This window comes from Methylotuvimicrobium sp. (assembly GCF_050611805.1).
In the GTDB taxonomy this organism is placed as follows: Bacteria; Pseudomonadota; Gammaproteobacteria; order Methylococcales; family Methylomonadaceae; genus Methylotuvimicrobium.
In genome coordinates, this window is record NZ_JBNGHF010000001.1 from 158,178 (window position 1) to 181,747 (window position 23,570).

A 23,570-nucleotide genomic window follows, 5' to 3' on the forward strand; every position below is an offset into this window, starting at 1 on the left:
ACACCGCGCACTCCCGTGTGCCGGACTCGTGCAAGCTTCGCTTGCACTCGCTAGTGTAGGCGGCGTTATGCCTAATGAGAGATGAGTCGTGAGTCTTAGCAAAAAGGTAGTTCGGGAGATTACTGGTTTCACTTTTTCCAAGATCGGAACAGACCCTGAAAACTGGATGAAGCGAGCTATGGATTTCAAAGAGGCAGCAATATTGATTGCTAAATCTGAAGAATATTCTCCACCGTTTCCGTTTTACTATAACTCTGGTATAGCACTAGAATTGGCCTTGAAATCAATAGCCATTGCAAAATCAAAAGTTTACGAAGCTAATCATCGTCTAAACGATTTGTGCACGCTGGTTGGGCTAAATATAACTAAGGATCAAGAGTGTACTCTAGAGCTTTTATCCGAGCTTATTATCTGGAGTGGGAGGTATCCCGTGCCCAAAAAAGAGGGGCAATGGAACAACTATTATGATGTGGTGCACGAAAAGCACGTTGTGCGTGAAAACGAAGGAAATGTATATAGAGCGCTTGCAAATAGAGATAGATTCCCAACAGTAGAAAATTTCCTTACTCTATGGAAACTGTGTGAAATTGAATATAAATCATCATTTGCAAAAAAGGCATAACACAGCGTGCTGCTAGGGATAAACCTACGCTACGCTTCGGTTTACTCCAGAGCACGGCGTTAAATACCCTATTCGTGCCACAGAAATCGTAGGAGTCTAACCAACAGATAACGAATATAATAGACCTATCGTAATGCGATATCTGCACGAAGTTCATTACCCACCCGCGCTGGAAAAAGCTGGCTGGGACATGTAGCAACAAGTCCGTGAAGTAATCGGCTTCATCGATGGCCGCATTTATGTGAAGGGCAATCTCAGCAGTCGTGGCAAGCGGGCGGATTACATTCTTTACTACAAGCCCAATATCCCGGTCGCGATGATCGAGGCCAAAGACAACAAGCAGTCGGCGATAGCTGGTATTCAGCGAGTATCCCGGATGGAGTTTACGAAATCCGGTGTAAAGGCGGCTTGGATTATCCAGGATTGCAGTACATATCATTCGGGCTACTCACTTCATTGTTATCTGTTAATTAGAGGTAGAAGATGTCCACAATAATCAGTAAAGAAGATGCCCATAAATTGATCGATCAACTTCCTGCTCATGCAACATGGGATGATCTAATGCATGAAATATATGTCAGAGAAACGATCGAGAAGGGGATTGAAGATAGTAAGGCCGGAAGAACAAAAGATGTTGCGGAAATAAGAAAGAAATATGGATTGCCTGAGTGAAAGTTCATTGAACCGAAACGGCCGAGGCGCATCTGGATGCCATATATGCATACATCGCACAAGACTCGAAAACCTATGCGCTGCACACGGTAGATCGTATTACAAGGTGATCACAACAAATTAGTGAATTTCCATTGTCTGGACGCAAAGTTCCTGAATATGAGCTTGAACAAATCAGGGAGGTGTTCTCCGGACCGTACAGAATCATATACCACATTAGAGTGGATAGAATTGATGTGGTCGCTGTGATTCATGGAGCAATGAATATTCTGTAAGGCGAAAATAAGAAAGGCCGAAGGAGGTAAACCGAATAGATTCAAGCAGTCCGGAATTCAGAAATCCATACCGGATAAATACGAAGGGTATTGGCAAACGAGAATTTAAAATTAAGCGTTATATTGACACACAGCCATGAATAAACACGAATTTGCAATTTGCATCAATAATCGCGGCTATGAAGTTTCGCTTGAAACGCGCAAGCTCTACGAAGTGCTAAATGACTCCGATGCTGAAAAGCATCAACAAATAAGAGTGATTGATGAGTCAGGCGAAGATTATTTATACCCTGCTTCATTATTCGATCGGATCTCATTACCGACTCAAGTCGTTGAGCATATTTTACATGCGCCAGCCTAACAAAACGCTCCTGCGGGCTCTGCTGAGATAGAGCGATTCCATGAGCGCGATATCGAAGCGTTTCCAAGCTCGGTAGGATTGGGTGAGGAACGAACCGAATCATTCGCGATTGATGCGGTTCACTCTGTTCACCGCATCCTACTAGCTTTGACGGGCACCCCGGCGCCGAATTTTGATCTACGATAGGTATAATCATTATTTTTCCTCAAGTTTGAAATTGCCTCTGCTTGAAATCGAGGGGTTAAAATTGCTCAAAAGATTGACTCTCATTACCCAAAGTGGAATGATTAAAAAATGTTTTTATCCTGTCTTTCCACCAGATAAAAATGTTATTGAGGTGATGGATAGGCTCTCCGAGAATCAAGATTAACCCAGACCTCAACCATAGAGCGGGAGCTAAGGAATTTTGTGTTGGACAACAGAATTTAGGTCAACTTTTAGTGGGATATGAATATGAAACGTGCATTTACTCTCGAATATTGGTTAGATGATGGATGGTATGTTGGCAAACTTAGGGAAATACCTGGGGTTTTTAGCCAAGGTGAGACACTAGAGGAGTTGGAAGAAAATATTGAAGATGCTTATAAACTTTTAATGGAAGAAGAGGTGAAAACTAACCACCCAGTATCACAAATAAAAGAAGTCTTGGTCGAAGTAGTGTGAAACGAGGAAACTTTATTAGAGAGTTGGTTGAAGCAGGCTGTTACCTTAAGCGTCATGGTAATAAGCACGATATTTATGCAAATCCTGCAAATGGTAAACAAACTCCGGTTCCAAGACATTCCGAAATAAAAGAGAGTCTTTGTCGGCTTATCGAGGGGCAATTGGGGATATGAAGCTGTCTATGCTTAACCTGGTACTCTTGCAGACTCCGCTACCGCTCCGTCGCTGAGCTTTGCACTATGCCGATTGAACGAATTGGCGAACAAGCTAAATTAAGTGAACCTTAACTCATCACATAAATGACGTTTCAGTTACTGATTGTCAAGAACCGGTAAATGACATAGCATAAGCCCCATGTCGACACCCTTCAAAAAAGCCTTAGTTATTTTTATCGTGATCCTGCAATCGATCGCGCCGTTGGTGCATGCGCATCCGATGGTCGACGAGTTGTCGGACGGCGTTCACATGCCGGGCTTTGAGCAATTCAACGTAGGGAACGACGATGATGTATTGGCGTTGTTCGACTCGTCCGTGATCGATTTGGACCAAGGCATTGAAACCGAAACGACGCTGCTGTCCGATTGGCTTCCTTTTGCCGTAGTGTTCGTTGCTTTAGTGTTTCCCGAACCGGATGAATGTCTCGGTTTCGAAGTTGCGTTTTCTCCACCGCCGAATGTGATTTCCGGCCGAACCTCTTCTTCTCCTCAAGCGCCACGCGCGCCGCCTGTGCAGCTGTAAACAGTTTATAGATTGTCGGATTCGCTGAGTATCCGACTTGTTGTTTCAGTTGCGGCCCTGCTGCCGCATATTGCGGAGCTCAATATGATTCCCCTCAAGCCTTTAACAGGCGCTTTGCTGTGTTGCTGCCTACTTTCTACATTCTTTGTATGGGCGGACAGCGAAATGATCGTCGATCATTTCGATCCAATTGAAATCGAGCCGACCATGACTTTGGCGGAATTGATCGATACCACTGCCGAACGATATCCCGACGCCGCATGGCTTAAAGCGTTGGAAGACGAAGCGAAAGCGCTTGCGCAACGCGGGCAAAGTTGGATAGCAGGACCTGCTACCGCGGATTTGTTTTTTTTGGAAGCGACCAGCGGTACTTTGCATATTCTCGATGCAGTAGTAAGCGTGCCGTTGTGGAACTTCGGGCAACGCGATGCCGAACAAGATCTCGCCCAGCGTGCCGATGACAGCAGGCAATCGCAAAGCCGGGCGCTCAAATTGCGTGTCGCTGGATTAGTTAGGTCGGCTTTATGGGATATCGCATTGACCGATGTGCGTCATGACCAGGCAAAAACCGATTATGAATTAACCGGAAAATTGGTCGGCAAGGTCAAGCGGCTTTATGAATTGGGTGACTTGGCCCGGGCCGATTTATTGCTCGCGCAAAGCGAATTGTTGCAGAAACGGTCGGTGTTGACCCTGGCGGAATCGGAAGTCATGCATGCCCGAAAGCGCTATACGAATTTGACGCGGACCGAAAAGATTCCGGCCGAATTCCACGAACCCTTGGTTGCGCTGAAAACAATCGAACAGCAGCATCCCGCCTTGGCCGCGCTCAACAGTCAAATAGCCCGTAAACAAGCCGAACTCGAAGCGATACGTTTGACCGGCTCGGGTCAAACTCAGGTTTCGGTCGGCATCAACAGCGACCGGGGTAATAACGACCCGCGCAGTAACTATACCGAAAGTTTCGGCGTCGGTATTTCGGTCCCGTTCGGCGGCAGCGCGCATCAGGCGCCTAAAATTGCCGCAGTCAATGTCGAGTTAAATCGTCTGATCGCCGAACGTGAGCAACTGTTTAGAGATTTGAAACTCGCCTATCACGAAGCCGAGCATGCCTTGGAAGTCAACCGCGCCGAACAGGCAACCGCCGATGAAATGAAACAACTGGCGGAAGAGCATTTGGATATGACCGAATTAAGTTTCTCAGTCGGCGAAATCAATCTGATCGAATTATTAAGAATCCGTGCCAGAACCCAACAAGCCATCCTTAACGCCAAAGAGCGTTCGGTGATCTTGCAGAGGGATATCGCACTATACAATCAGGCCGTTGGAGTGTTGCCATGAAACGAATCTTGTTATCAATATGGGCCGGTCTGTTTGTTTTACAGGCCTCAAATAATAGTTGGGCGGCAAACGCGTGCGAGGATGTCGGAACGAATACGGCGGGTGAGAATCATTGTTCGCCGGTTTCGGCACTGGTCGTTCTCGAGCTGAGCGAAGAGCAGATCGCTAATTTGGATATTAAACTCGCCGCCTTGGAAAAGGCCGACGAAATACCGCTTCTGACTGCATCGGCGCGGGTGATCGTTCCGCCGGAAAATGAACAAATCGTCAGCACCACCGTAGCAGGATTGGTGAACCGCATTCATGTTGCAGAAGGCGACGCCGTGCAGCAAGGTCAAGTATTGGCGCAATTGAACAGTCCGGAACTCTTGATGTTGCAGCGTGACTATCTGAAACGGGTCAGCGAAGCGCAATTAGCCGAGGCGGTCTATCGGCGCGATCGGAAATTACAGCAGGAAGGAATTATTCCGCAGAGCCGCTGGGAGGAAACGCTTAGCCGCTTCAACGTCGCCAAAGCAAGGGCGCAAGAAGCCAAACAAATGTTATTGATTACCGGCTTGACCGAAACGGAGGCTGGTCAATTGCTTGCGTCAAGACGGCTGAACAGTCTGCTGGAAATTAGCGCACCGATAGGCGGCACGATACTGCAGCGCATTGCTTCGGTTGGTGAACGTCTAACCGCGAATGCACCGTTGTTCCGCATTGCGAATCTCGAACAACTTTGGCTGGAGCTGTCGGTCGCTCAGGATCGTATCGACGTCTTAACGGTCGGAGACAAGGTTAAAGTCGCCGGTACGGAAGCGATCGCCGAGATTGTTTTGCTGGGCCGGCATGTCGATGAACAGACTCAATCGGTACTGGCGCGTGCCGTGTTAGTAGGACCTCAAACCGAGTTGCGTCCGGGGCAGTCAGTCAATGCGCAAGCGGTTAAGCGAATCGAGACCGCTGCGTTCAAACTGCCGCAAACTGCGCTGGCGCAAAGCGAAGGACGGGACTATGTATTCGTGCGGACCGGACAGGGCTTCGATGTCAAGCCGGTCAAAGTCATCGGTCGGCACGAAGATGCGGTCTTTATCGTAGGTGCGTTGGACGTTAGCGAAACGGTTGCGGTGCGAGGCGCCGCGGCATTGAAAGCGCTTTGGCTCGAATCCGGGAGTGCTGAATGATGGGTCACTTGATTCGATTCGCACTGGCTCAACGGATACTGATTGTTTTGTTTGTGCTGCTGCTGGTCGGCGGCGGTTGGTATGCATGGCAAAGGATACCGATCGATGCGTTTCCGGAAGTCTCGCCGACCCAAGTCAAGGTGATCGTCAAAGCGCCGGGTATGACGCCGGAAGAAGTCGAGACGCGGATTACCGCACCGATCGAGGTCGAGCTGCTGGGTATTCCTAATCAGACGATGCTGCGCTCTATCGCTAAATATGCGCTAACCGATATCACGATCGATTTCGAAGAGGGCACCGATATTTATTGGGCGCGCCAGCAAATCGCCGAACGCTTGAATACCTTGTGGGTAGACTTACCAGAGGGTATCGAAGGGGGGATTGCGCCGATGACGACGCCTTTGGGCGAGATGTTCATGTTTACCGTATCGGGCGCAGGTTTGGATCTGATGGAACTGCGTACCCTATTGGATTGGGTGATTCGCCCGGCACTTCGCACCGTGCCGGGCGTTGCCGATGTCAATTCGTTAGGCGGTACGGTACGGAGTTTCGAAGTGGTGCCCGATGCGCTCAAAATGGCTGCCCGAAATATTACGGCCGACCGTTTGATCGATGCCTTGAAGACCAACAATCGTAACGACGGAGCGGGGCGTCTACATGAGGGAGAGGAAACATTGATCGTGCGCGCGGAAGGGCGCATTCAGCAATTATCGGATGTGCGGGCGATCGTGATAGATACCGTTGCCGGCACGCCGATTACGATTGGGGATGTTGCCGAGGTTCGTATCGGCGCACTGACCCGGTACGGTGCGGTCAGCCGTAACGGAGAAGGCGAAGCGGTAACCGGTTTGGTATTGAGTCTGCGCGGTGCTAATGCCCGGCAAACGATTTCTCTTGTCGAACAAAAACTGAACGCCATCAAAAAAACCTTGCCGGACGGCGTGAAAATCGGCGTCTTTTATAACCGAGGGGTATTGGTCGGACAAGCAGTCGATACCGTCATCACTGCTTTGACTCAGGCGATCGTATTGGTGTTGTTGATGCTAGTGTTGTTTCTCGGTAACTGGCGTGCCGCGTTGACCGTGGCATTGGTATTGCCTTTGGCGGCATTGTTTACGTTCATCATGATGAAAACGATGGATATGTCCGCTAATTTGATGAGTCTCGGCGGATTGGTCATTGCGATCGGAATGTTGGTCGATGCGGCGGTGGTCGTCGTCGAAAATATTATCACGCAATTGGCGCACAAAGAAAAAGCCGAGCGTCTCCCGCGATTGCATGTTATTTACCGGGCGACAAGTGAAGTGGCGGTATCGGTCACCTCGGGCGCATTGATCATCATCATCGTGTTTGTGCCGCTGTTAACCTTACAAGGTTTAGAGGGGAAATTATTCGCGCCGGTTGCCTTAACGATTGTGTTTGCCTTGGCCGGTTCCTTGATATTATCGCTAACCGTGATTCCGGTGCTGGCTTCTTATTTGTTGAAACAGGTGTCGCAAGAAGAACCTTGGCTGCCTCGGCAAATACTCAAAGCCTACCGGCCGGCATTGCTGTGGTGCTTGGATAACGGCAAATCGGTATTTTTCGGCGCGGGGGCGTTATTGCTGCTGGCTTTATTGTTGTTTAACCAAATTGGCAGTACCTTCATGCCGACCATGGATGAAGGCGATATTATCGTGCAATTGGAAAAACTGCCTTCGATCACGTTGGAGCAATCGGTGGCGCTCGACGGACGTGTGCAAAAAGCGTTGTTGGAAAAAGTACCGGAAATTGCCGAAGCGGTATCCAGGGTCGGTTCCGACGAACTCGGTCTCGATCCGATGGGCTTAAATGAGACCGATACGTTTCTGATATTAAAACCTAAGGATCAATGGCGGATGGACGGTAAGGAAGCGTTGATCGACGAGATTCGTACGGTGCTCGATCAACTGCCGGGTATCGCCTATGGTTTCACGCAGCCGATAGAAATGCGCGTATCGGAAATGCTGACCGGGACCCGAGGCGATGTCGCGGTCAAATTATTCGGTCCGGATTCAGCCGTTTTGAATCGAAAAGCCGAGGAAATCGCAGCGGTATTGAGAAGTCTAAAAGGTTCTAGCGACGTCTTTTTGAAACAAAACGAAGGCATGCAGTTTCTACAATTAAAGCTGGATCGTGCGGCGATCGGACGCTTCGGTTTGGATATCGATGTGGTCGAGAATCTGTTGAGAGCGCAGATCGAAGGCTTGAAGCTGGGTATCGTTCAGGAAGGTCAAGTGAGGACGCCGTTACTGTTACGTGGCGCTGGTAGTTCGGCGAATTTCGCTAGTTTACCGATTGCGTTGCCAGGAGGCGGCTATGTGGCGCTGTCGGCATTGGCGAAACTCGATCGCAGCGAAGGACTGGTGTCGATAGAGCGTGAAAAAACCCAGCGCTTCGCAGTCATTCGCAGCAATGTCGAAAACAGAGATTTAGTCGGTTTCGTCGACGAAGCGCGAAACCAGGTTGCGCAACAAGTCGAATTGCCAACCGGCTATTCAGTCGAGTTCGGCGGACAATTTGAAAATCAGCAACGGGCTGCGGCAAGGCTGGCGATCGTCGTGCCGGTTGCTTTGCTGCTCATTTTTCTGCTGTTGTTCGCGACCTTCGGGTCGGTGCGTCAAGCGACTTTGGTATTATCGAACATCCCGCTGGCGATGATCGGAGGCGTCATTGCCTTGTGGTTGTCCGGCGAATATTTATCGGTACCGGCTTCGGTAGGGTTTATTACGTTGTTGGGTATCGCGGTCTTGAACGGCGTGGTGATGGTGACCCATTTCAATCAATTATGCATAGCCGGCATGCAAGTCGGGCAGGCTGTCGTAGTTGGGTCGATGCGGCGTTTACGGCCGGTCTTGATGACAGCCGCAACCACGGCATTCGGTTTGTTGCCGATGTTGTACGCAACCGGGCCGGGTTCCGAAATTCAGCGGCCGTTGGCGGTCGTTGTTATCGGCGGTTTGTTGTCATCGACCTTTTTGACGCTGTTTTTACTGCCAATATTGTTTCAACGTTTTGGTATGGCAAAGGAGCTTGATGATGAGTAGCCCTGAGTTTTTAGTCACATTGAATGTCGCACCGGATCTTGAGGAAGCGGTCGTCGATTGTTTATTGACGCTGGAATCCGAACACGGTTTCAGCAGTCTGCCGGTCTATTCGCACGACCACCGCAATGTCGGTTTGTCTTTGGCCGAGCAGGTGACCGGCCGTCAACGCAAAATCCGTTTTCAAATGTATCTTGCCGAACCGGGCTTGGAGGAATTATTGGATAAATTGCGCGGCGAATTTTCGGGTTCGGGCATCAGCTACCGGGTATCGCCGGTACTCGATAGCGGTGTGATTTAATTCCTATCGGCACCTCCATATGCCGGTACAGAAATTTGCAGTGCGAAGGGATCGCGTAAGTCGGGCTTAAACAGCTATATTCGGAATAAGTAGCTATTTCATTTTCGCAATCGATGGTTGTTTATAACTATTTCCTGCCGAAACTATTGTCTTATCTTTCCGGTATTCTTCGCTTAGAATGGCGTATTAATAAACCTTAATAACCGTAATAAAATAAATTGCCGATCATGTAGTTTCTAAGATTCGGTAAATCAATAAACGGATAGCCTATATGCAAGAACTGATGAAATTTTTATTTGGCAGTGCAGATTTAATGCCGCACGGTAATTGCTTCCTGTGGCAACCCGGCTTGCTATGGCTAACTGTAACGGCGAATACCGTGATTGCCTTGGCGTATTTTTCAATTCCGGTTGCGCTGCTTTATTTCGTTTATAAGCGTAAGCAAGTCGAATTCAAAGGCATATTATTGCTATTCAGCCTGTTCATTTTTTCCTGCGGCGCAACACATGTCATGCATGTCGTAACGATCTGGAAACCCGTTTACGGATTGTCGGGCATCATCGATGCATTGACTGCCGGTGTCTCTGTGGTAGCGGCCGTAATGCTTTGGCCTTTGATACCGAAAGCGCTATTGATTCCGAGCCCATCGGAATTATTGAAAGCCAACTGTCTATTACAGGACGAAATTCGTTATAACTTACAAGCACAAAATGAACTCAAGCGGCTCAATCATGATTTAGACAAAATGGTTGAGTTGCTGCAACAGAGTAACCAGGCCTTTCAGGAAAGCGAACAACGTTTCAAGCATGTCGTCAACGTCACGCCGACCGCGATATACACGTTGCTATATACCGGTCATGACCGTTATCCCTATAGAACGACATTTATAAGCGACGCCTTTTTAAGCATTACCGGGTTCGCACCTTCCGATTGGTATAGTAATGATGCCTTATGGATCGATCGGTTGCATCCGGATGACCGAGAGCAGACTATCGAATTAATGGAACAGCTGAAAGAAACCGGACAATTGAATCATCAATACCGGTTTCGGCATAAAGACGGCTCCTATCGTTGGATACATGACAGATCGATTATGACCCGAACATCGACTGGGGATATCGATGAAGTATTCGGTGCATGGATGGATGTGACCGAACATAAAGAAGCCGAAGAAGAACTGCAACTGGCGGCGATTACTTTCGAAAGCTTGCAAGGGATCATGATTACCGATCCTGATGCGACAATTTTACGCGTCAATCAAGCATTCACGACAGTGACCGGTTATCCGGCCGAAGAAGTGATCGGCAAAAATCCGAATATTCTGCATTCCGACCGGCACGATCAATCATTTTATGAAGGCTTATGGCGGCAATTGCAAATCGATGGTCGATTCGAAGGCGAGATTTGGGATCGCCGCAAGGACGGTTCGATTTTTCCGATTTGGCAATGCATTACCGCGGTTAAAAACAACCGGGGCGAAACCACGCATTATGTTGCGGTGTTTACCGATCTGAGTGAGAAGAAAAAATTCGAGGAATATATTTCGCAATTGGCTTTTTACGATCCGTTGACTGATTTACCGAATCGCAGACTGTTACTCGAAAGAATCGAACAGGTATTGATACAAGCCAAACGAAAAAATACTTATGCGGCGATTCTGTATATGGATTTAGATCGTTTTAAGGTGTTGAATGACTCGATGGGGCATCAAACCGGCGATGAGTTGCTGGTCCAAGTAGCCAAACGTTTGAAGCAATCGATACGACAAGAGGATACGCCGACTCGACTCGGCGGCGACGAGTTCGTTATCTTGGTACATACCGATACCAATCGTCTAGATGAGGCGACTCAAAAAATTTTAAATCTTGCCGAAAAAATTATGCGTAAGTTGAACGAGCCCTATTTAATCAAAGGTAACGAGCATTATTTTAGTTCCAGCATGGGTGTTACCTTATTTTCCGGGCAGTGCCAATTGGCGGCGACCCATTTATTGCAACAGGCCGACACAGCGATGTATCGTTCGAAAGAGAAAGGCCGTAATACCATCAGTTTTTTCGATCAAAGCATGCAAGAAGCTGCCGATAAACGTTTGCAGATCGAAAATGCACTACGAATGGCGATAGAGCAACAGCAATTTACGCTTTATTTTCAACCTCAGGTCGATAGAACCGGCCGGATAATCAGCGCCGAAGCGTTGATTCGTTGGAATCATCCTAATAAAGGACTGATTGCGCCCAACGAGTTTATTCCAATCGCCGAGGAAACAGGGATGATACAGCAAATAGGCGCTTGGGTTATCGAGGCGGCATGTAGACAGATTAAACAATGGCAACAAGCCGGTAGGGGCTATGCTTATGTTTCGATTAATGTGAGTTCGCAACAATTTCGGCAAAAAGATTTCGTGACTAATGTGAGGCGAGCCATTGTGCAAGCCGATATCGAATCAAGTCAGTTAATGATTGAAATAACAGAAAGTGTGTTGATGCAGGATATCAACGACACTATAGAAAAAATGCAGGCATTGATGGAATTGGGTATCGCTATTTCGATCGACGATTTCGGTACCGGCTATTCGTCGCTGGCCTACTTGACGCAATTTCCACTTAGCCAATTAAAGATCGATCAGCGTTTTGTCAAAAATATTGATGTCGATAAGAACAGTGCCGTCATTGTCGAAACTATCATTGCCATGGCAGGTAACTTGGGTCTGAAAGTCATAGCCGAAGGAGTTGAAACCGAACGGCAGTTGATGTTTTTGGTTGATAAAGGATGCGTCGGATTCCAAGGTTATTTTTTCGGTAAGCCGGTTCCGGTCGATCAATTTGGGATGAACATTGAGTGAATGGGGGGTCGAAAGTAATAGTCTATTGAAAATGTATAAGTCAAATAGGAAAATTCAGCACAAAACAAAGTTAACCCTATGAGCCACTAAGTTAATTCATTGATGCTTGTCAATTATCGATTAAGTCTTGCACGGTAACGTTTCCGTCATTTAACAGTCACTAAATCTTCATCATTTTTTCACATCTCCTCACTATAGTGACCGCTCAACTTAACCTTGATTAAGCGAAGAGAGAGGCATTACATGAGCGATAATAAACAAACGATGATTGAGATCGATAATGGCGACGAGCCGATGAGCAATCATTCGGATAACCTGCATTTCGAAACGATTTTAGAAAAAAGACTGTCGCGCCGCCAAGTGCTGAGCGGCAGTTTAACTGCAGCAGTAGCCGGCGTTTTTGGTGCTTCCGGTATGGTTAATATGGCCGAAGCGGCTCGTCCGGGTTTGTTGCCGCCGCGCGTGGGCAAACCTCCATTTGCATTGAAGCCGACATTGGGTTTCGACGCTATTCCTATCACGCGTTCCGATACAGCAACCATTCCGCAAGGTTATAAAGCGCAAGCGCTGATTCCTTGGGGTACGCCGATCACCGGTAGCTATCCGGCCTTTGATTCAGTCAACAGCAATACCGGCGAAGAGCAAGAACAACAAGTCGGCTCCCATCACGACGGCATGCATTACTTCCCGATGCAAGACGACCCGAACGGTCACGGCCTATTGTGCGTGAACCATGAGTATGTCGATCAACGCGTATTTCATGCAGCCGGCGCAACTTTCATTGCCGGTCAACGGCCGACCGACGAAGTCAGAAAAGAAATCGCCGCACACGGCGTCAGTGTGGTCGAGATCCAAAAAAATGCGATCAGCGGCGAGTGGGGCGTAGTCAACGGTTCGTATAACCGCCGCGTCACGGCCGGCACGCCTGCTGAAATTCGCGGCCCAGTACGCGGCAGCGAATTGGTCAAAACCAAATACAGCCCGGACGGCACGATGGCGCGCGGCACGATCAATAACTGCGCGAACGGTTACACGCCTTGGGGCACTTACTTGACCTGCGAAGAAAACTGGGCGGGCTATTTCGTCAGTCGCGTGCAATTGGCTCGCGCGGAAGCTTTGTTAGACTGGTTCGAAGACACGCAACCGGGTAATTATCCAATCGTAAACGGCATCAGGAAAACATCGTTTGTACAAGGCCGCTATTTTGCGCGTTTTTATCCGGAAACCAACCGTATCATCGGTATTTTCGACGAGTTCTTCGATCAAAAAGTCACCAACTTGGTCTACTCGCAAATCGGCAATACTTTTAACGATACGGATCGCGTGTTGGAAGGCGAATTCGGCGCCTTGTTGACGCAAGCCGGTATTGCCGAAGACTTGTCGTTGAGTCGGCCGAGAGAACAAAGCCGTTATGGCGTGCGTACCACCAGCAGCCGCTACGGTTGGGAAACCGCGCAAAGCGGTGAAGATCAATACATCCGCTTCGATGCCACGCCTAAAGGCGCCGATGCGACTGAAGATTACCGCAACGAGCCGAATACGCAAGGCTGGATTCTCGAAATCGATCCATTCGATCCGAACAGCACGCCGATCAAACGTACCACGATGGGCCGTTTCGCACACGAGGGAGTTGTGTTCGCACCGCCTCAACTTGGCCAGCCGCTTACTTTCTATATGGGCGACGATGCACGGAACGAATACTGCTATAAATTCGTTACTAAAGCGCGTTACAGCAAAAATGCCAACGGCGACATGCTGGACGAAGGCATATTGTACGCCGCCCGTTTCAACGACGACGGCACCGGCGAATGGCTGGCGTTGGATATCAACAATCCGAAATTTCAAGCCGCGGCTGCCGCTGCCGGCGTCGAATTCGCGGATCAAGCCGATGTCTTGGTCAACACGCGTCTAGCTGCTGATGTTGTCGGTGCGACGAAAATGGACCGTCCGGAATGGGGTGCCGTGCATCCGCAAACCCGGGAAGTGTATTTCACTTTGACCAATAATAGTTCACGTACGGATGAAAATGGTAATAATCCAATTGATGCCGCTAATCCGCGAGGACCGAATCCGTACGGTCACATCATTCGTTGGCGCGAGCAAGGTAACCGTTCTTGGGCGACCAAATTTGAATGGGATATCTTCGTCTTGTCGGGTCCGGAAATCGATAGCCAAGTCTTGCCGGAACAAGGTGGACCTGCATTGACGCAAGAAAATATTCACGCCAGTGCAGACGGTTTGTGGATCGACCAATTCGGTACGATGTGGATTCAGACCGACATGAGCGGCTCGCAACAAGCTTCAGGACCGTTCGGGAATAACCAAATGTTGGCGGCAAATCCTGAGACGGGTGAAATCAAACGATTCTTATCCGGTCCATGGGATCAAGAAACCACAGGCGTCGTTTCGACACCGGACGGCAAAACCTTGTTCGTCAACTTCCAGCATCCGGGCGATCGCTCGCAACCGGGTGTGTTCACCAGTAACTGGCCGGACAGCGGCGCGGTTTACGGACATCCTGGCGATGTTGAAGTTGTGCCGAATCCTAACGGTCCTCGTCCGCGCTCGGCGACATTGGTCGTTACGCGTGAAGACGGCGGCGTGGTCGGTTTATAAAGAGCTCGTGAGTTAGTCATTTTCTAAAGGAAAGACTCGTGGGCAAGGACGCCCATTTTTTTAAAATGCTTTTAGTCGAGAGATACAATGGGCATCAGCGTTACGCAATTAGTCATCATCATGGTCATCGTGATTCTTTTATTCGGTACCAAACGCGTTAGAAACTTGGGTTCCGATTTGGGCGTCGCGATCAAGAGTTTTCGCAATTCAGTCAAGGAAGGCGAGGACGATAAACAATTAAGCAAAGAAGAATCCGAAAAAGTGGAAGATTCGGTCGAATTGCAACATCAAAGCAAAGTCTAAATTCTGTTATGTTCGATATCGGTTTTACCGAACTATGCATGATCGGTTTGGTCGCATTGTTGGTCATAGGGCCTGAGAAACTGCCGAAAGTGGCCCGCGTTGCGGGCTTTTGGGTAGGCAAGGCGAAAAATACGGTGACCAAAGTCAAAGCCGAAATCAAGGAAGAACTGGACGCAGAAGAACTGCGTCAAGCGGTCCGGGAGCAAAGCGGCTTGGAGGAGATCGAACATTTCAAAGCAGAGGCCGATGAGCTCAGGCAAAAAATTAACAAGCCGATGCCGTCGATCGTTCCATCACCGAAGCGCGCCAAGAAACTTTGATCCTAAAAAATAAGTTGAGCATTCTAAATCCCGTTCGCTCTGAGCCTAGTCGAAGGGTGGACGGGATTTAGAATGCTCAACTAGTGGCTGGTATGTAGAATCCGCTCATGCATCGACCAAGCAAATGAAAGTGTTGTAGACCCTTCATGCTTCGACTTGGCTCAGCACGAACGGTCTACAACAATGAAATTTGACAGATGCGTTGATACCGTTACAGTTTGCTAACCGCTAACATCATCCCCCCACATAAACGTCAGCAACACATATCGTTTTCCGGCCGTCACATCGGTAGCGGCGTGAAGTAAGGTTCCGGAAAACACTAATGCGCCTCCTGATGGCGGACGGTAACGTTTAGCTCCAAATTCCGGAAAAACGATTTCGCCTCCCGTGTAATCGTCGTTCAAATTCAGCGATAATGCGAAACGCCGATGTTTGGCATCCGGCGTCACATTATCCCTATGCAGGCGAAAATAACCGCCGGTGATTGCATCGTAAGCCACGACTTTATAACCTTCCAGTCGGGTTACCGGATAATGAAAGGCGCGGGCAATAACCGGCAATAATCGCTCAACTAATGCGTCGTTTACAGCCTGAGCCAAATCCGGATCGTTTAAGCGATGATCGCGTCTAATTTTAGTTCTGGCATCGGGAATCAGTGTCGGTTCCCCGGCGACCATGCGCACCATGCCGCTATCGAAGTTATCCGCATCATGAGCAGCAATCAATTGTGTACACAACGAAGAGGACAACACTTCGGGAACGATTAAGACCGGGGCGGTTTCATTGCAAACTATGGAGTTTTGCGCCGGGATCGCATCGAGTATGTGTTCTATTTCGTTGAGGGTGGGATTTTCAAGACAGGCAAAAACGGTCAAGGTAGGGCGCAATATCAATACCAGCGATTCGCTTACCTGTGAGGCGTTCAAAAAAGCCTGTGTCAAGCGCCCGTCATCCTGAAGTATTGGAAATGGGGAATCGATCTGATGATTTTGATTTCCGGAAAATACTCCGAGTAGGTTGGTGTGATTAGCAATCGGCGCATATCGTATGAGTTCGACTTGAATGGCGGAAAATATGATAACAACCGGACCTTGTCCACAGTATTGTTCATAAAAAGTTACCGGCATTCCGTCTATTTCCGGTAATAAAAAATCCGGAGCGATTTTACCGGGCCGGATTTTTTGACAGAGTTCGTGAGAGGGTAGCAAATGGGTCTCCAGGGGTATTGCGTGCGAGTGTTAAAAACTGAGCGCGAATTGGCTTCTTTTGCCCTGCTAGATGCGGATAATCGACGGATAGCCGTCACAAAAAGAAAACCGGATGTTCGATTGAGTTGCCGGTTAATGAAGCGGTCAATGCTGAGGGGGGCTCAGCATTGACGATTAACGCTGATGTGCTTTTATATGATAAGCAAATCAGGCAGCCGCTTTTTTGCGCATGCCGACTAAGCCTATTAAACCGCTGATCATGAACCAAACGGCGGCAGGAACCGGAACCGGGGCGAAGTCACCGTCGCGAACCGCGATGGATAGATTTTGCCATGATTTCAGATCATCGGTTTGCAGACCGAAATCGGTTTGGAAAGTCCAAGCAAAATCTTCGGTATCTAGGAAAAATTCGGTACCTGTCCAGTACACGCCGGCTTGCAAATTTTTAAAAGGCCCCGTGTTGCTGAGTCCACTGTTGTTCGTCAGAAAACCGTCTTGATCAAATTCGGCGACATTTCCTAAAGTGGCATAGAATAAGTGTGACAATTCAGAATTCGGGCTGGTAATGTTCCAACCCCAATCCGTGCTGCCGTCAGCCGTTTGATAGTTAATGCCCTCAAATTCGACGCCGTATTGAAAATCCGTGCCGTTTACCGGTTTTACAGTCGGCAAGCGCCAGCCCTCGAAACCGGCATGGTTCAAAGTGCTTGCCCATTCGACCGCTTCATCCCATGTTTTACCGGTTGCGGTCATATCTAGCCAAGTCACGTTCAAATCGGTGTCGTACCACATGCCGTCGATACGTTTTTCCAAAGCAGCTTCGGAAAATCCGGAGAATGCCAAGCCGGTCGACAAAATAGCCGCAGAAAGGGACGTTTTAGTAAGATTCATGATTAGTCTCCAAGTTAAAGTTAAGGATCTCGTTCGTTTTTTGTGCAGCACTTAACAAAATAACCGCATACTGTGACAAATCGGTGAATGTTTGTTGAAGATTTAATGACAATGCAGAATTACTTGTGCTTATCGGGATGCGGCGGAAGACATGTATAATGGAAGGCCGTTAATCATTACCTATCGAGAAAAATGCTGACTTATCCTAATATCGATCCTGTTGCGTTCAGTCTGGGTCCCGTAAAAGTTCATTGGTATGGGTTGATGTATTTGATCGGTTTTGCCGCCGTTTGGGTGTTAGGCAAAAAAAGAGCCGAGCAACCTTGGTCGCCGGTTAAACCAGAAGCGATCGAAGACCTCGTTACTTATGGCGCACTAGGGGTTATACTCGGTGGACGGCTGGGTTATATTTTGTTTTATAACTTTAGTGAGTTTTTGAACGATCCGAGCATCATTTACAAAATTTGGCAGGGCGGCATGTCCTTTCATGGCGGTATGCTCGGCGTGTTTGTTGCAATGTGGATTTTCGGGCGGAAAAATAATTGCACCATGATGCAATTGACCGACATTATCGCTCCGCTGGCGCCGATCGGATTGGGCGCGGGCCGCATCGGCAATTTTATCAATGCCGAATTGTGGGGGCGAACGACCGAAGTGCCTTGGGGGATGGTGTTTCCGAATGCCGGGCCTTTGCCGCGTCATCCCTCGCAGCTTTACGAAGCGTTTCTCGAAGGGTTGGTGTTGTTCATCGTGCTTTGGATATATAGCAGTAAACCGAGGCCGACGATGGCCGCGACCGGCTTGGCGGTGATGCTTTACGGCTGCTTTCGGTTTTTTGTCGAATTTTATCGCATGCCCGATGCGCATCTGGGTTATTTGATGTTGGATTGGGTCACGATGGGGCAGATACTATCGACGCCAATGATACTAATCGGCGGATTTATGTTCTACTGGGCTTACAGAAAAACCGCATGAAGCAATATCTGGATTTATTGGAAAAAATCTTAACCGAAGGGACGTTGAAAGGCGATAGAACCGGTAGCGGTACTTTATCGATTTTCGGTCATCAAATGCGATTTTCGTTGGCGGACGGATTTCCGTTAGTGACGACCAAAAAAGTTCATTTGAAATCGATCATTCATGAGCTACTTTGGTTTTTGCACGGCGATACACGTTTGGATTATTTGCATCGGCATGGGGTGACGATTTGGGACGAATGGGCCGATGCCGACGGTGGTTTGGGGCCGGTGTACGGTTATCAATGGCGTTCATGGCCGTCTCCGGATAAAACGTATATCGATCAGATTGCTACAGTAATCGAGCAATTAAAAAGCAACCCTAATAGCCGGCGCATGATCGTTTCGGCTTGGAATGTTGCCGATTTGCCTGATGAGAAACTCAGTCCGCAGCAAAATGTTGTCAACGGAAAAATGGCATTGGCGCCTTGTCATGCGTTATTTCAGTTTTATGTTGCCGACGGCAAATTATCTTGCCAGTTGTATCAGCGCAGCTGTGATACTTTTTTGGGGTTGCCGTTCAATATCGCCAGTTATGCGTTATTGACTCACATGGCTGCTCAGCAGAGCGGTTTAGAGGTTGGCGATTTTATTTGGACCGGCGGCGATGTCCATCTGTATTTGAATCACCTGGAGCAGGCTAAATTGCAATTGACGCGCGAGCCTTATCCCTTGCCTCGCTTAGCGATCAAACGCAAGCCGGAATCGATATTCGATTATCGCTTCGAAGATTTTGAGATGCTCGATTACCAAGCTCACGCGCATATCAAGGCGACGATTTCGGTTTAGGAATGAGTACGAAATAACGTAGGTTTTTTGATTCTTCATTTCCAGAAGGTCACTGCCATTAAGTTACCTCGTTCCCACCGCTCCAGCGTGGGAATGCATACCGATCTTGCCTCGGCAGCTACTCCCTTTTGATTAAAAAAACCGTCTAAGAAAAAGGTATGGGATGTGTCTATCGAGGACCGCCGTGAACCCGTCCATGGGGGCTTGACGGCAGCGATCCCTGCTGCCGACATCCTCGCTAGCCACACCCCATACCTTCATAAAGTTAACCATTTTTGAGTTTAAAAGGTATGAGTTCCCACGGAGGATCGTGGGAACCAGAAAGCAGTTATCGTAGTTATTTCATGTTTGTTATTCGTACATGAATTCGCTCAAGTCCGGCGCTTTCGGTAATTGCAATTGAGTTAGCCTATCCGCGTTTTTTATCGCATTCAGTCTGTCCATGTTATTGGCGTGAATGCACTGAAATGCGCCGTTGAAGTCGGCGTTTAAAAAGGCTTTGGTCAAGTGAACGCATAAGCAATAGAGTGCAGAATAGTTTGTCGGATCGCCGTCTTTACATCGATCGATTTCCTTGGACAACAAGGTCATGACCGATAGGACGAAGCCGTCGTGCCGCCAATCTACCGGTTCATCGCTGACATCGTTACCCGAAAGCGCGATTGCGCTCAACGCGTAATAGGCGAGATCGGTCAAGCCGGCCAGAATAGCCGCCATTTCGCCGGATTTGATTGCCTTAAAGGTTTCGCTGCCGCCGTCCATCAGTAACGCCTGACGTAGAATGATATCCATATCGGAAACATCAACGGGCGCTCCGTGCTCGGCTTGCGGAATCGCTAATTCGTCGTGGTAAGCCCTGATTGCTGCTAAATGCTGATTCATTGCTGCCCCCTTTTTTGATGGATGTCGAAATGAGACTGGATGAGGCGAAAAAAGTTGCGTTAATTTTGTCCGCAGCAACGTTTGAATTTTTTTCCGCTGCCGCAAGGGCAGGTGGCATTTTTGCCTTGGCCGCTTTCCGTTTTCGGTTGGCCGATCGATTTGACCAAACCGTCCAGATAATACCAGCGTTCGCCGGATTTTTTGAAACGGCTGAGTTCGTGCATGACTCGCTCTTCATTATCGAGGTTAAAAAAGGCTTTAAATTCCACTAAACCTTTAACGTCGTTTTTACCGCCTTTTTTGACGTTGACGATTTCGAGCTTTGTCCAGACCGTTTTATCTTTAGAAAAATCGATAGACTGAGGCTTTTTAGCATTGTCCCAGGTTGCTAAAAGATAAGCAGCATCATGATAGGCATAGGCGGTAAAGCGCGAACGCATTAACATTTCCGCGGTTTCGGCAAATCGGCTACCGTTATGGTAAGTTCGGCAGCATTTTTCGTACGGTAGCCCCGAACCGCAAAGACACATATCAACCATCGATGTAATAACGAGTACGTTAACGGGTGCCGAAAACGACGATGGTTTTGCCGTGGGCGGTAATCAGACCTTTATCTTCAAGTTCTTTGAGCACTCTTCCGGCCATTTCCCGAGAACAACCGACAATCCGGCCGATTTCTTGGCGAGTGATACGCAGCTGCATGCCGTCCGGGTGAGTAACGGCATCCGGTTCTTTTGCTAGGTCAAGAAGGGTACGAGCGATACGGCCTTCCACATCCATGAAGGCGAGATCGCGGAATTTGCGGCTGGTGATCAAAAGGCGAGACGCTAATTGTTCGCCGAGCATGGACAGGATTTCGGGAGCATATTCCAACAATTCTTTTTTTAATGCTTGTTTTAGCCTTTCATAACCGATTTCCGCCAATTTGCAGGGCGTTCGTGTATTAACACTGACTTCTCGAGTGTCGGTCGGCTTAAATACACCGATTTCGCCGATAAAGTCGTGTTTGTTTAAATAAGCAAGGATCAATTCACGGCCGTCTTCGTCTTCGACACCGATACTGACAGAGCCTTCGATAATAAAATAGAGGCGGTCACCGGTATCGCCGGGACGAATGATGGTGGTTTTAGCCGGGTAGGACTTGGTATGGCACAAGTGTAAAAAAGGCTCCAATGCATCTCTATATGCCGGGTTTAGCTTACTAGGGGTCATAACAACTAATCATCCTCTAACTATGTTGTAAAAAAAATTCCGCTAACAGTGCCGCATTTTTATAAAAAAATCAACAATGATGATCTTTTAAATTTAGCCTGGTGTGTTAATCTATGCGACTTTTATTGGGTCGGTAAAGACAGATGGAAGCGAAAGTTAAATGGGTTGACGGTGTTATGTTTGTTGGCGAAACCGGTAGCGGACATGCAGTCGTCATGGACGGTTCTCCAGACCATGGGGGACGCAACATGGGGGCGAGGCCGATGGAAATGATTTTACTCGGACTAGGTGGTTGCTCGTCTTTCGATGTCGTAGATATTTTGCGCAAAGGCAGAAACGATATCGTCGATTGTCGTGTCGAAATAACGGCTGAACGAGCGGACTCCATACCCAGCGTGTTCACCAAAATTCATTTACATTTTGTCGTAACCGGACGCGAACTTAAAGCGAATGCTGTAGAACGCGCGATAAAATTATCGGCGGAAAAATATTGTTCCGCATCCATCATGCTGGGTAAAACAGCAGAGGTTACCCACGACTTTGAAGTAATCGAGGTTTAATAAATTTTGAAAAAATTAAAATTACACGGCTTTAACAACTTAACAAAGTCGCTCAGCTTTAATATTTACGATGTTTGTTATACACCGGCCGATCAAAAACAGGCTTATATAGACTATATCGATGAGGCTTACAATGCAGATCGCCTCACACAAATATTAAAGGATGTCGCCGAAATTATTGGCGCCAATATTCTGAACATAGCGCATCAAGATTACGATCCGCAAGGTGCCAGCGTGACCATGTTGATTGCCGAGGGCATGGATACTGAAGTCGATGCTGAACAACTCAACAGCGAGTCTCCGGGACCGCTGCCCGAAACCGTGCTCGCGCATTTGGACAAGAGCCATATCACCGTGCATACCTATCCCGAATGTCATCCCGATACCGAGATCAGCACATTCCGTGCGGATATCGATGTATCGACTTGCGGTCAGATATCGCCGTTAAAAGCATTAAATTATCTGATACATAGTTTTGAATCAGATATTGTAATCATGGATTATAAAATACGTGGCTTTACACGAGATGTATCGGGGCAAAAGCATTATATCGATCATAATATTACGTCGATTCAAAAATATATCTCGGAAGATACGCGCGAAAAATATCAAATGATCGACGTTAATGTCTATCAAGAACACCTTTTCCATACCAAAATGCTGTTGAAAGAAACCGAGTTGGAAAATTATTTGTTCGAAAAAGAAAGCGCGTTTAGCGAAGAAGAAAAGGAAGCCATACAAGAGCAATTGCAGCAGGAAATGGCTGAAATATTTTATGGCAGAAACTATGCTTAATTTTAGTTAGCAGTGAATTTTTTGCGGATTAGGTTGAATTTGATCTATCCGTTTTCTTATGGACTTAGACATTGTGACCAAGGAAGGTTATACATAGCTTCAACATCCGGTCCTGGATATCGTCAATCTAGCCGAGACGACGAATAAAGCCGAAAATTCACCACAAAATAAGCGTTAATTTGGTGCTTATGTCTTTTTCCCTTTTCTCTCCGATAAGATTACGGCATCGATTGCCGAATTTTCCCTAAAAAATTTCCCCAAATTTTGGAATTTATCGTTTTTCCGTTATTAAGCCAAGCGTACAAATACCGTGGAGTTGATTGATTTTATATGGAGTTTGCCTGAACTGAGCGGCTATTTTGTTTCTAGTATTATTTAAAAATTAATACTATGATTCTTTTTGCGAATATATTCACATAATGCCAATATTTATAATGAATATTTGTCGGTAATATGTGTTGTCATAACATCGGTTTGTGGCTGGGGCCCTGTTGCAATGGATGACGGATTTTTTCTGGTCCCAACGGTCCTCCGTGGGAAACCATGCCTTAGCCCGCCTAGGCAAGATCGGTCGCATTACTACGCTGGAGCAGTTGTGGAAACTGAAGAAGAGCCCGTGTGTCGGCTTATCGTAGGATTTCCTTATAAATAACGCCCTGGAGCTATGAGCTTTGTTGAGATTTCGGTAACTCGCTAGACAGGGCGCCGTGAATCCAGCACCTAAATTCCATGGGTCTTTGGCAATGATTCAAAATCATGGCTTATTTAGGTGCTGGGTGAATACGATCCGTGTAGGCTTGACGGCGGCGACTGATTGCCATGGATGGCATGAATGCAGATTTTGCAGGAGCAAAAATCTGCCCTGCCGCCGACACCCGCGAATCGAGCAACTGAACCCTGCATAAAGTAGGGAAGTTATTTACGACCAAACTTTG

The 23,570-nt window shown here is 47.8% G+C and carries 24 protein-coding genes; 19 read left to right on the plus strand and 5 right to left on the minus strand.

Annotated elements, in window-relative coordinates; genetic code table 11:
* The first annotated feature begins 88 nt into the window (after positions 1–88).
* From ACRJJO_RS00675 to tatB, 15 genes are all read left to right on the plus strand, one after another.
* A complete protein-coding gene (locus tag ACRJJO_RS00675) occupies positions 89–622 on the plus strand; it encodes a hypothetical protein (RefSeq protein ID WP_431064069.1) in 534 nt (177 codons plus the stop codon).
* A gap of 483 nt (positions 623–1,105) precedes the next feature.
* On the plus strand, positions 1,106–1,294 hold the full coding sequence (locus ACRJJO_RS00680) for a hypothetical protein (protein ID WP_431064070.1): 189 nt from the start codon (positions 1,106–1,108) through the stop codon (positions 1,292–1,294).
* 119 nt (positions 1,295–1,413) lie between these two features.
* Positions 1,414–1,569: a type II toxin-antitoxin system RelE/ParE family toxin gene (locus ACRJJO_RS00685; protein ID WP_431064215.1), complete on the plus strand. Its 156-nt coding sequence runs from the start codon at positions 1,414–1,416 to the stop codon at positions 1,567–1,569.
* A 136-nt stretch (positions 1,570–1,705) separates the two neighbouring features.
* Positions 1,706–1,930, plus strand: coding sequence for a hypothetical protein (locus ACRJJO_RS00690; RefSeq protein WP_125217637.1), 225 nt, complete (start codon positions 1,706–1,708; stop codon positions 1,928–1,930).
* Between the two features lie 453 nt (positions 1,931–2,383).
* A complete protein-coding gene (locus ACRJJO_RS00695) occupies positions 2,384–2,593 on the plus strand; it encodes a type II toxin-antitoxin system HicB family antitoxin (RefSeq protein ID WP_431064071.1) in 210 nt (69 codons plus the stop codon).
* Entirely contained in the window at positions 2,590–2,766 is a 177-nt protein-coding gene (locus tag ACRJJO_RS00700) for a type II toxin-antitoxin system HicA family toxin (protein WP_431064072.1), read from the plus strand. Before ACRJJO_RS00695 ends, ACRJJO_RS00700 begins: the two co-directional genes overlap by 4 nt.
* A 181-nt stretch (positions 2,767–2,947) precedes the next feature.
* On the plus strand, positions 2,948–3,331 hold the full coding sequence (locus tag ACRJJO_RS00705; RefSeq protein WP_431064073.1) for a hypothetical protein: 384 nt from the start codon (positions 2,948–2,950) through the stop codon (positions 3,329–3,331).
* 84 nt (positions 3,332–3,415) lie between these two features.
* Positions 3,416–4,672 (plus strand): TolC family protein, encoded by a 1,257-nt coding sequence (locus ACRJJO_RS00710; protein ID WP_431064074.1) that lies wholly within the window; start codon positions 3,416–3,418, stop codon positions 4,670–4,672.
* Positions 4,669–5,838, plus strand: a complete 1,170-nt coding sequence (locus ACRJJO_RS00715; RefSeq protein WP_431064075.1) for an efflux RND transporter periplasmic adaptor subunit — start codon at positions 4,669–4,671, stop codon at positions 5,836–5,838. The genes ACRJJO_RS00710 and ACRJJO_RS00715 overlap by 4 nt, the downstream gene beginning before the upstream one ends.
* Positions 5,838–8,903 carry an efflux RND transporter permease subunit gene (locus ACRJJO_RS00720; protein ID WP_431064216.1) on the plus strand — a complete coding sequence of 1,022 codons (3,066 nt, stop codon included), beginning with the start codon at positions 5,838–5,840 and terminating at the stop codon, positions 8,901–8,903. Before ACRJJO_RS00715 ends, ACRJJO_RS00720 begins: the two co-directional genes overlap by 1 nt.
* Entirely contained in the window at positions 8,896–9,201 is a 306-nt protein-coding gene (locus ACRJJO_RS00725) for a DUF3240 family protein (RefSeq protein WP_125220696.1), read from the plus strand. Before ACRJJO_RS00720 ends, ACRJJO_RS00725 begins: the two co-directional genes overlap by 8 nt.
* A 283-nt stretch (positions 9,202–9,484) precedes the next feature.
* Complete coding sequence (locus ACRJJO_RS00730; protein ID WP_431064076.1) at positions 9,485–12,043, plus strand: sensor domain-containing protein; 2,559 nt, start codon at positions 9,485–9,487, stop codon at positions 12,041–12,043.
* A gap of 243 nt (positions 12,044–12,286) precedes the next feature.
* The gene (locus tag ACRJJO_RS00735) at positions 12,287–14,659 is read left to right on the plus strand and encodes a PhoX family protein (protein ID WP_431064077.1); all 2,373 of its coding nucleotides are present in this window, start codon (positions 12,287–12,289) and stop codon (positions 14,657–14,659) included.
* Between the two features lie 87 nt (positions 14,660–14,746).
* Positions 14,747–14,962 (plus strand): twin-arginine translocase TatA/TatE family subunit, encoded by a 216-nt coding sequence (gene tatA / locus ACRJJO_RS00740; RefSeq protein WP_431064078.1) that lies wholly within the window; start codon positions 14,747–14,749, stop codon positions 14,960–14,962.
* An 8-nt stretch (positions 14,963–14,970) separates the two neighbouring features.
* Positions 14,971–15,282, plus strand: coding sequence for a Sec-independent protein translocase protein TatB (tatB, locus tag ACRJJO_RS00745; protein ID WP_431064079.1), 312 nt, complete (start codon positions 14,971–14,973; stop codon positions 15,280–15,282).
* A 221-nt stretch (positions 15,283–15,503) separates the two neighbouring features.
* Here the strand turns inward: tatB and ACRJJO_RS00750 are convergent, their stop codons facing one another.
* Positions 15,504–16,490 carry a 2OG-Fe(II) oxygenase gene (locus ACRJJO_RS00750; protein WP_431064080.1) on the minus strand — a complete coding sequence of 329 codons (987 nt, stop codon included), beginning with the start codon at positions 16,488–16,490 and terminating at the stop codon, positions 15,504–15,506.
* Between the two features lie 207 nt (positions 16,491–16,697).
* Entirely contained in the window at positions 16,698–17,381 is a 684-nt protein-coding gene (locus tag ACRJJO_RS00755; protein ID WP_431064081.1) for a VPLPA-CTERM sorting domain-containing protein, read from the minus strand.
* Positions 17,382–17,573: 192 nt separating this feature from the next.
* Here ACRJJO_RS00755 and lgt point away from each other — a divergent pair, with 192 nt between their 5' ends.
* Together lgt and thyA are read left to right on the plus strand one after the other, a co-directional pair.
* Complete coding sequence (gene lgt / locus ACRJJO_RS00760; RefSeq protein WP_431064082.1) at positions 17,574–18,356, plus strand: prolipoprotein diacylglyceryl transferase; 783 nt, start codon at positions 17,574–17,576, stop codon at positions 18,354–18,356.
* Positions 18,353–19,186, plus strand: a complete 834-nt coding sequence (thyA, locus tag ACRJJO_RS00765; protein WP_431064083.1) for a thymidylate synthase — start codon at positions 18,353–18,355, stop codon at positions 19,184–19,186. Before lgt ends, thyA begins: the two co-directional genes overlap by 4 nt.
* Before the next feature lie 351 nt (positions 19,187–19,537).
* On the opposite strand, the gene ACRJJO_RS00770 is transcribed toward thyA, so the two are convergent.
* From ACRJJO_RS00770 to crp, 3 genes are read right to left on the minus strand one after another with little or no spacing between them, the layout of a single operon-like run.
* Positions 19,538–20,068 carry a nucleoside triphosphate pyrophosphohydrolase family protein gene (locus ACRJJO_RS00770; protein ID WP_431064084.1) on the minus strand — a complete coding sequence of 177 codons (531 nt, stop codon included), beginning with the start codon at positions 20,066–20,068 and terminating at the stop codon, positions 19,538–19,540.
* Positions 20,069–20,127: 59 nt separating this feature from the next.
* Positions 20,128–20,607, minus strand: coding sequence for a YchJ family protein (locus ACRJJO_RS00775; protein ID WP_431064085.1), 480 nt, complete (start codon positions 20,605–20,607; stop codon positions 20,128–20,130).
* A gap of 19 nt (positions 20,608–20,626) precedes the next feature.
* Positions 20,627–21,280, minus strand: coding sequence for a cAMP-activated global transcriptional regulator CRP (gene crp, locus ACRJJO_RS00780; protein WP_014146545.1), 654 nt, complete (start codon positions 21,278–21,280; stop codon positions 20,627–20,629).
* Positions 21,281–21,423: 143 nt separating this feature from the next.
* Between crp and ACRJJO_RS00785 the strand changes: the two genes are divergently transcribed.
* Both ACRJJO_RS00785 and speD read left to right on the plus strand, forming a co-directional pair.
* Positions 21,424–21,840: an OsmC family protein gene (locus ACRJJO_RS00785; protein WP_404358936.1), complete on the plus strand. Its 417-nt coding sequence runs from the start codon at positions 21,424–21,426 to the stop codon at positions 21,838–21,840.
* 6 nt (positions 21,841–21,846) lie between these two features.
* The gene (gene speD, locus ACRJJO_RS00790; RefSeq protein WP_431064086.1) at positions 21,847–22,635 is read left to right on the plus strand and encodes an adenosylmethionine decarboxylase; all 789 of its coding nucleotides are present in this window, start codon (positions 21,847–21,849) and stop codon (positions 22,633–22,635) included.
* Positions 22,636–23,570 lie beyond the last annotated feature (935 nt).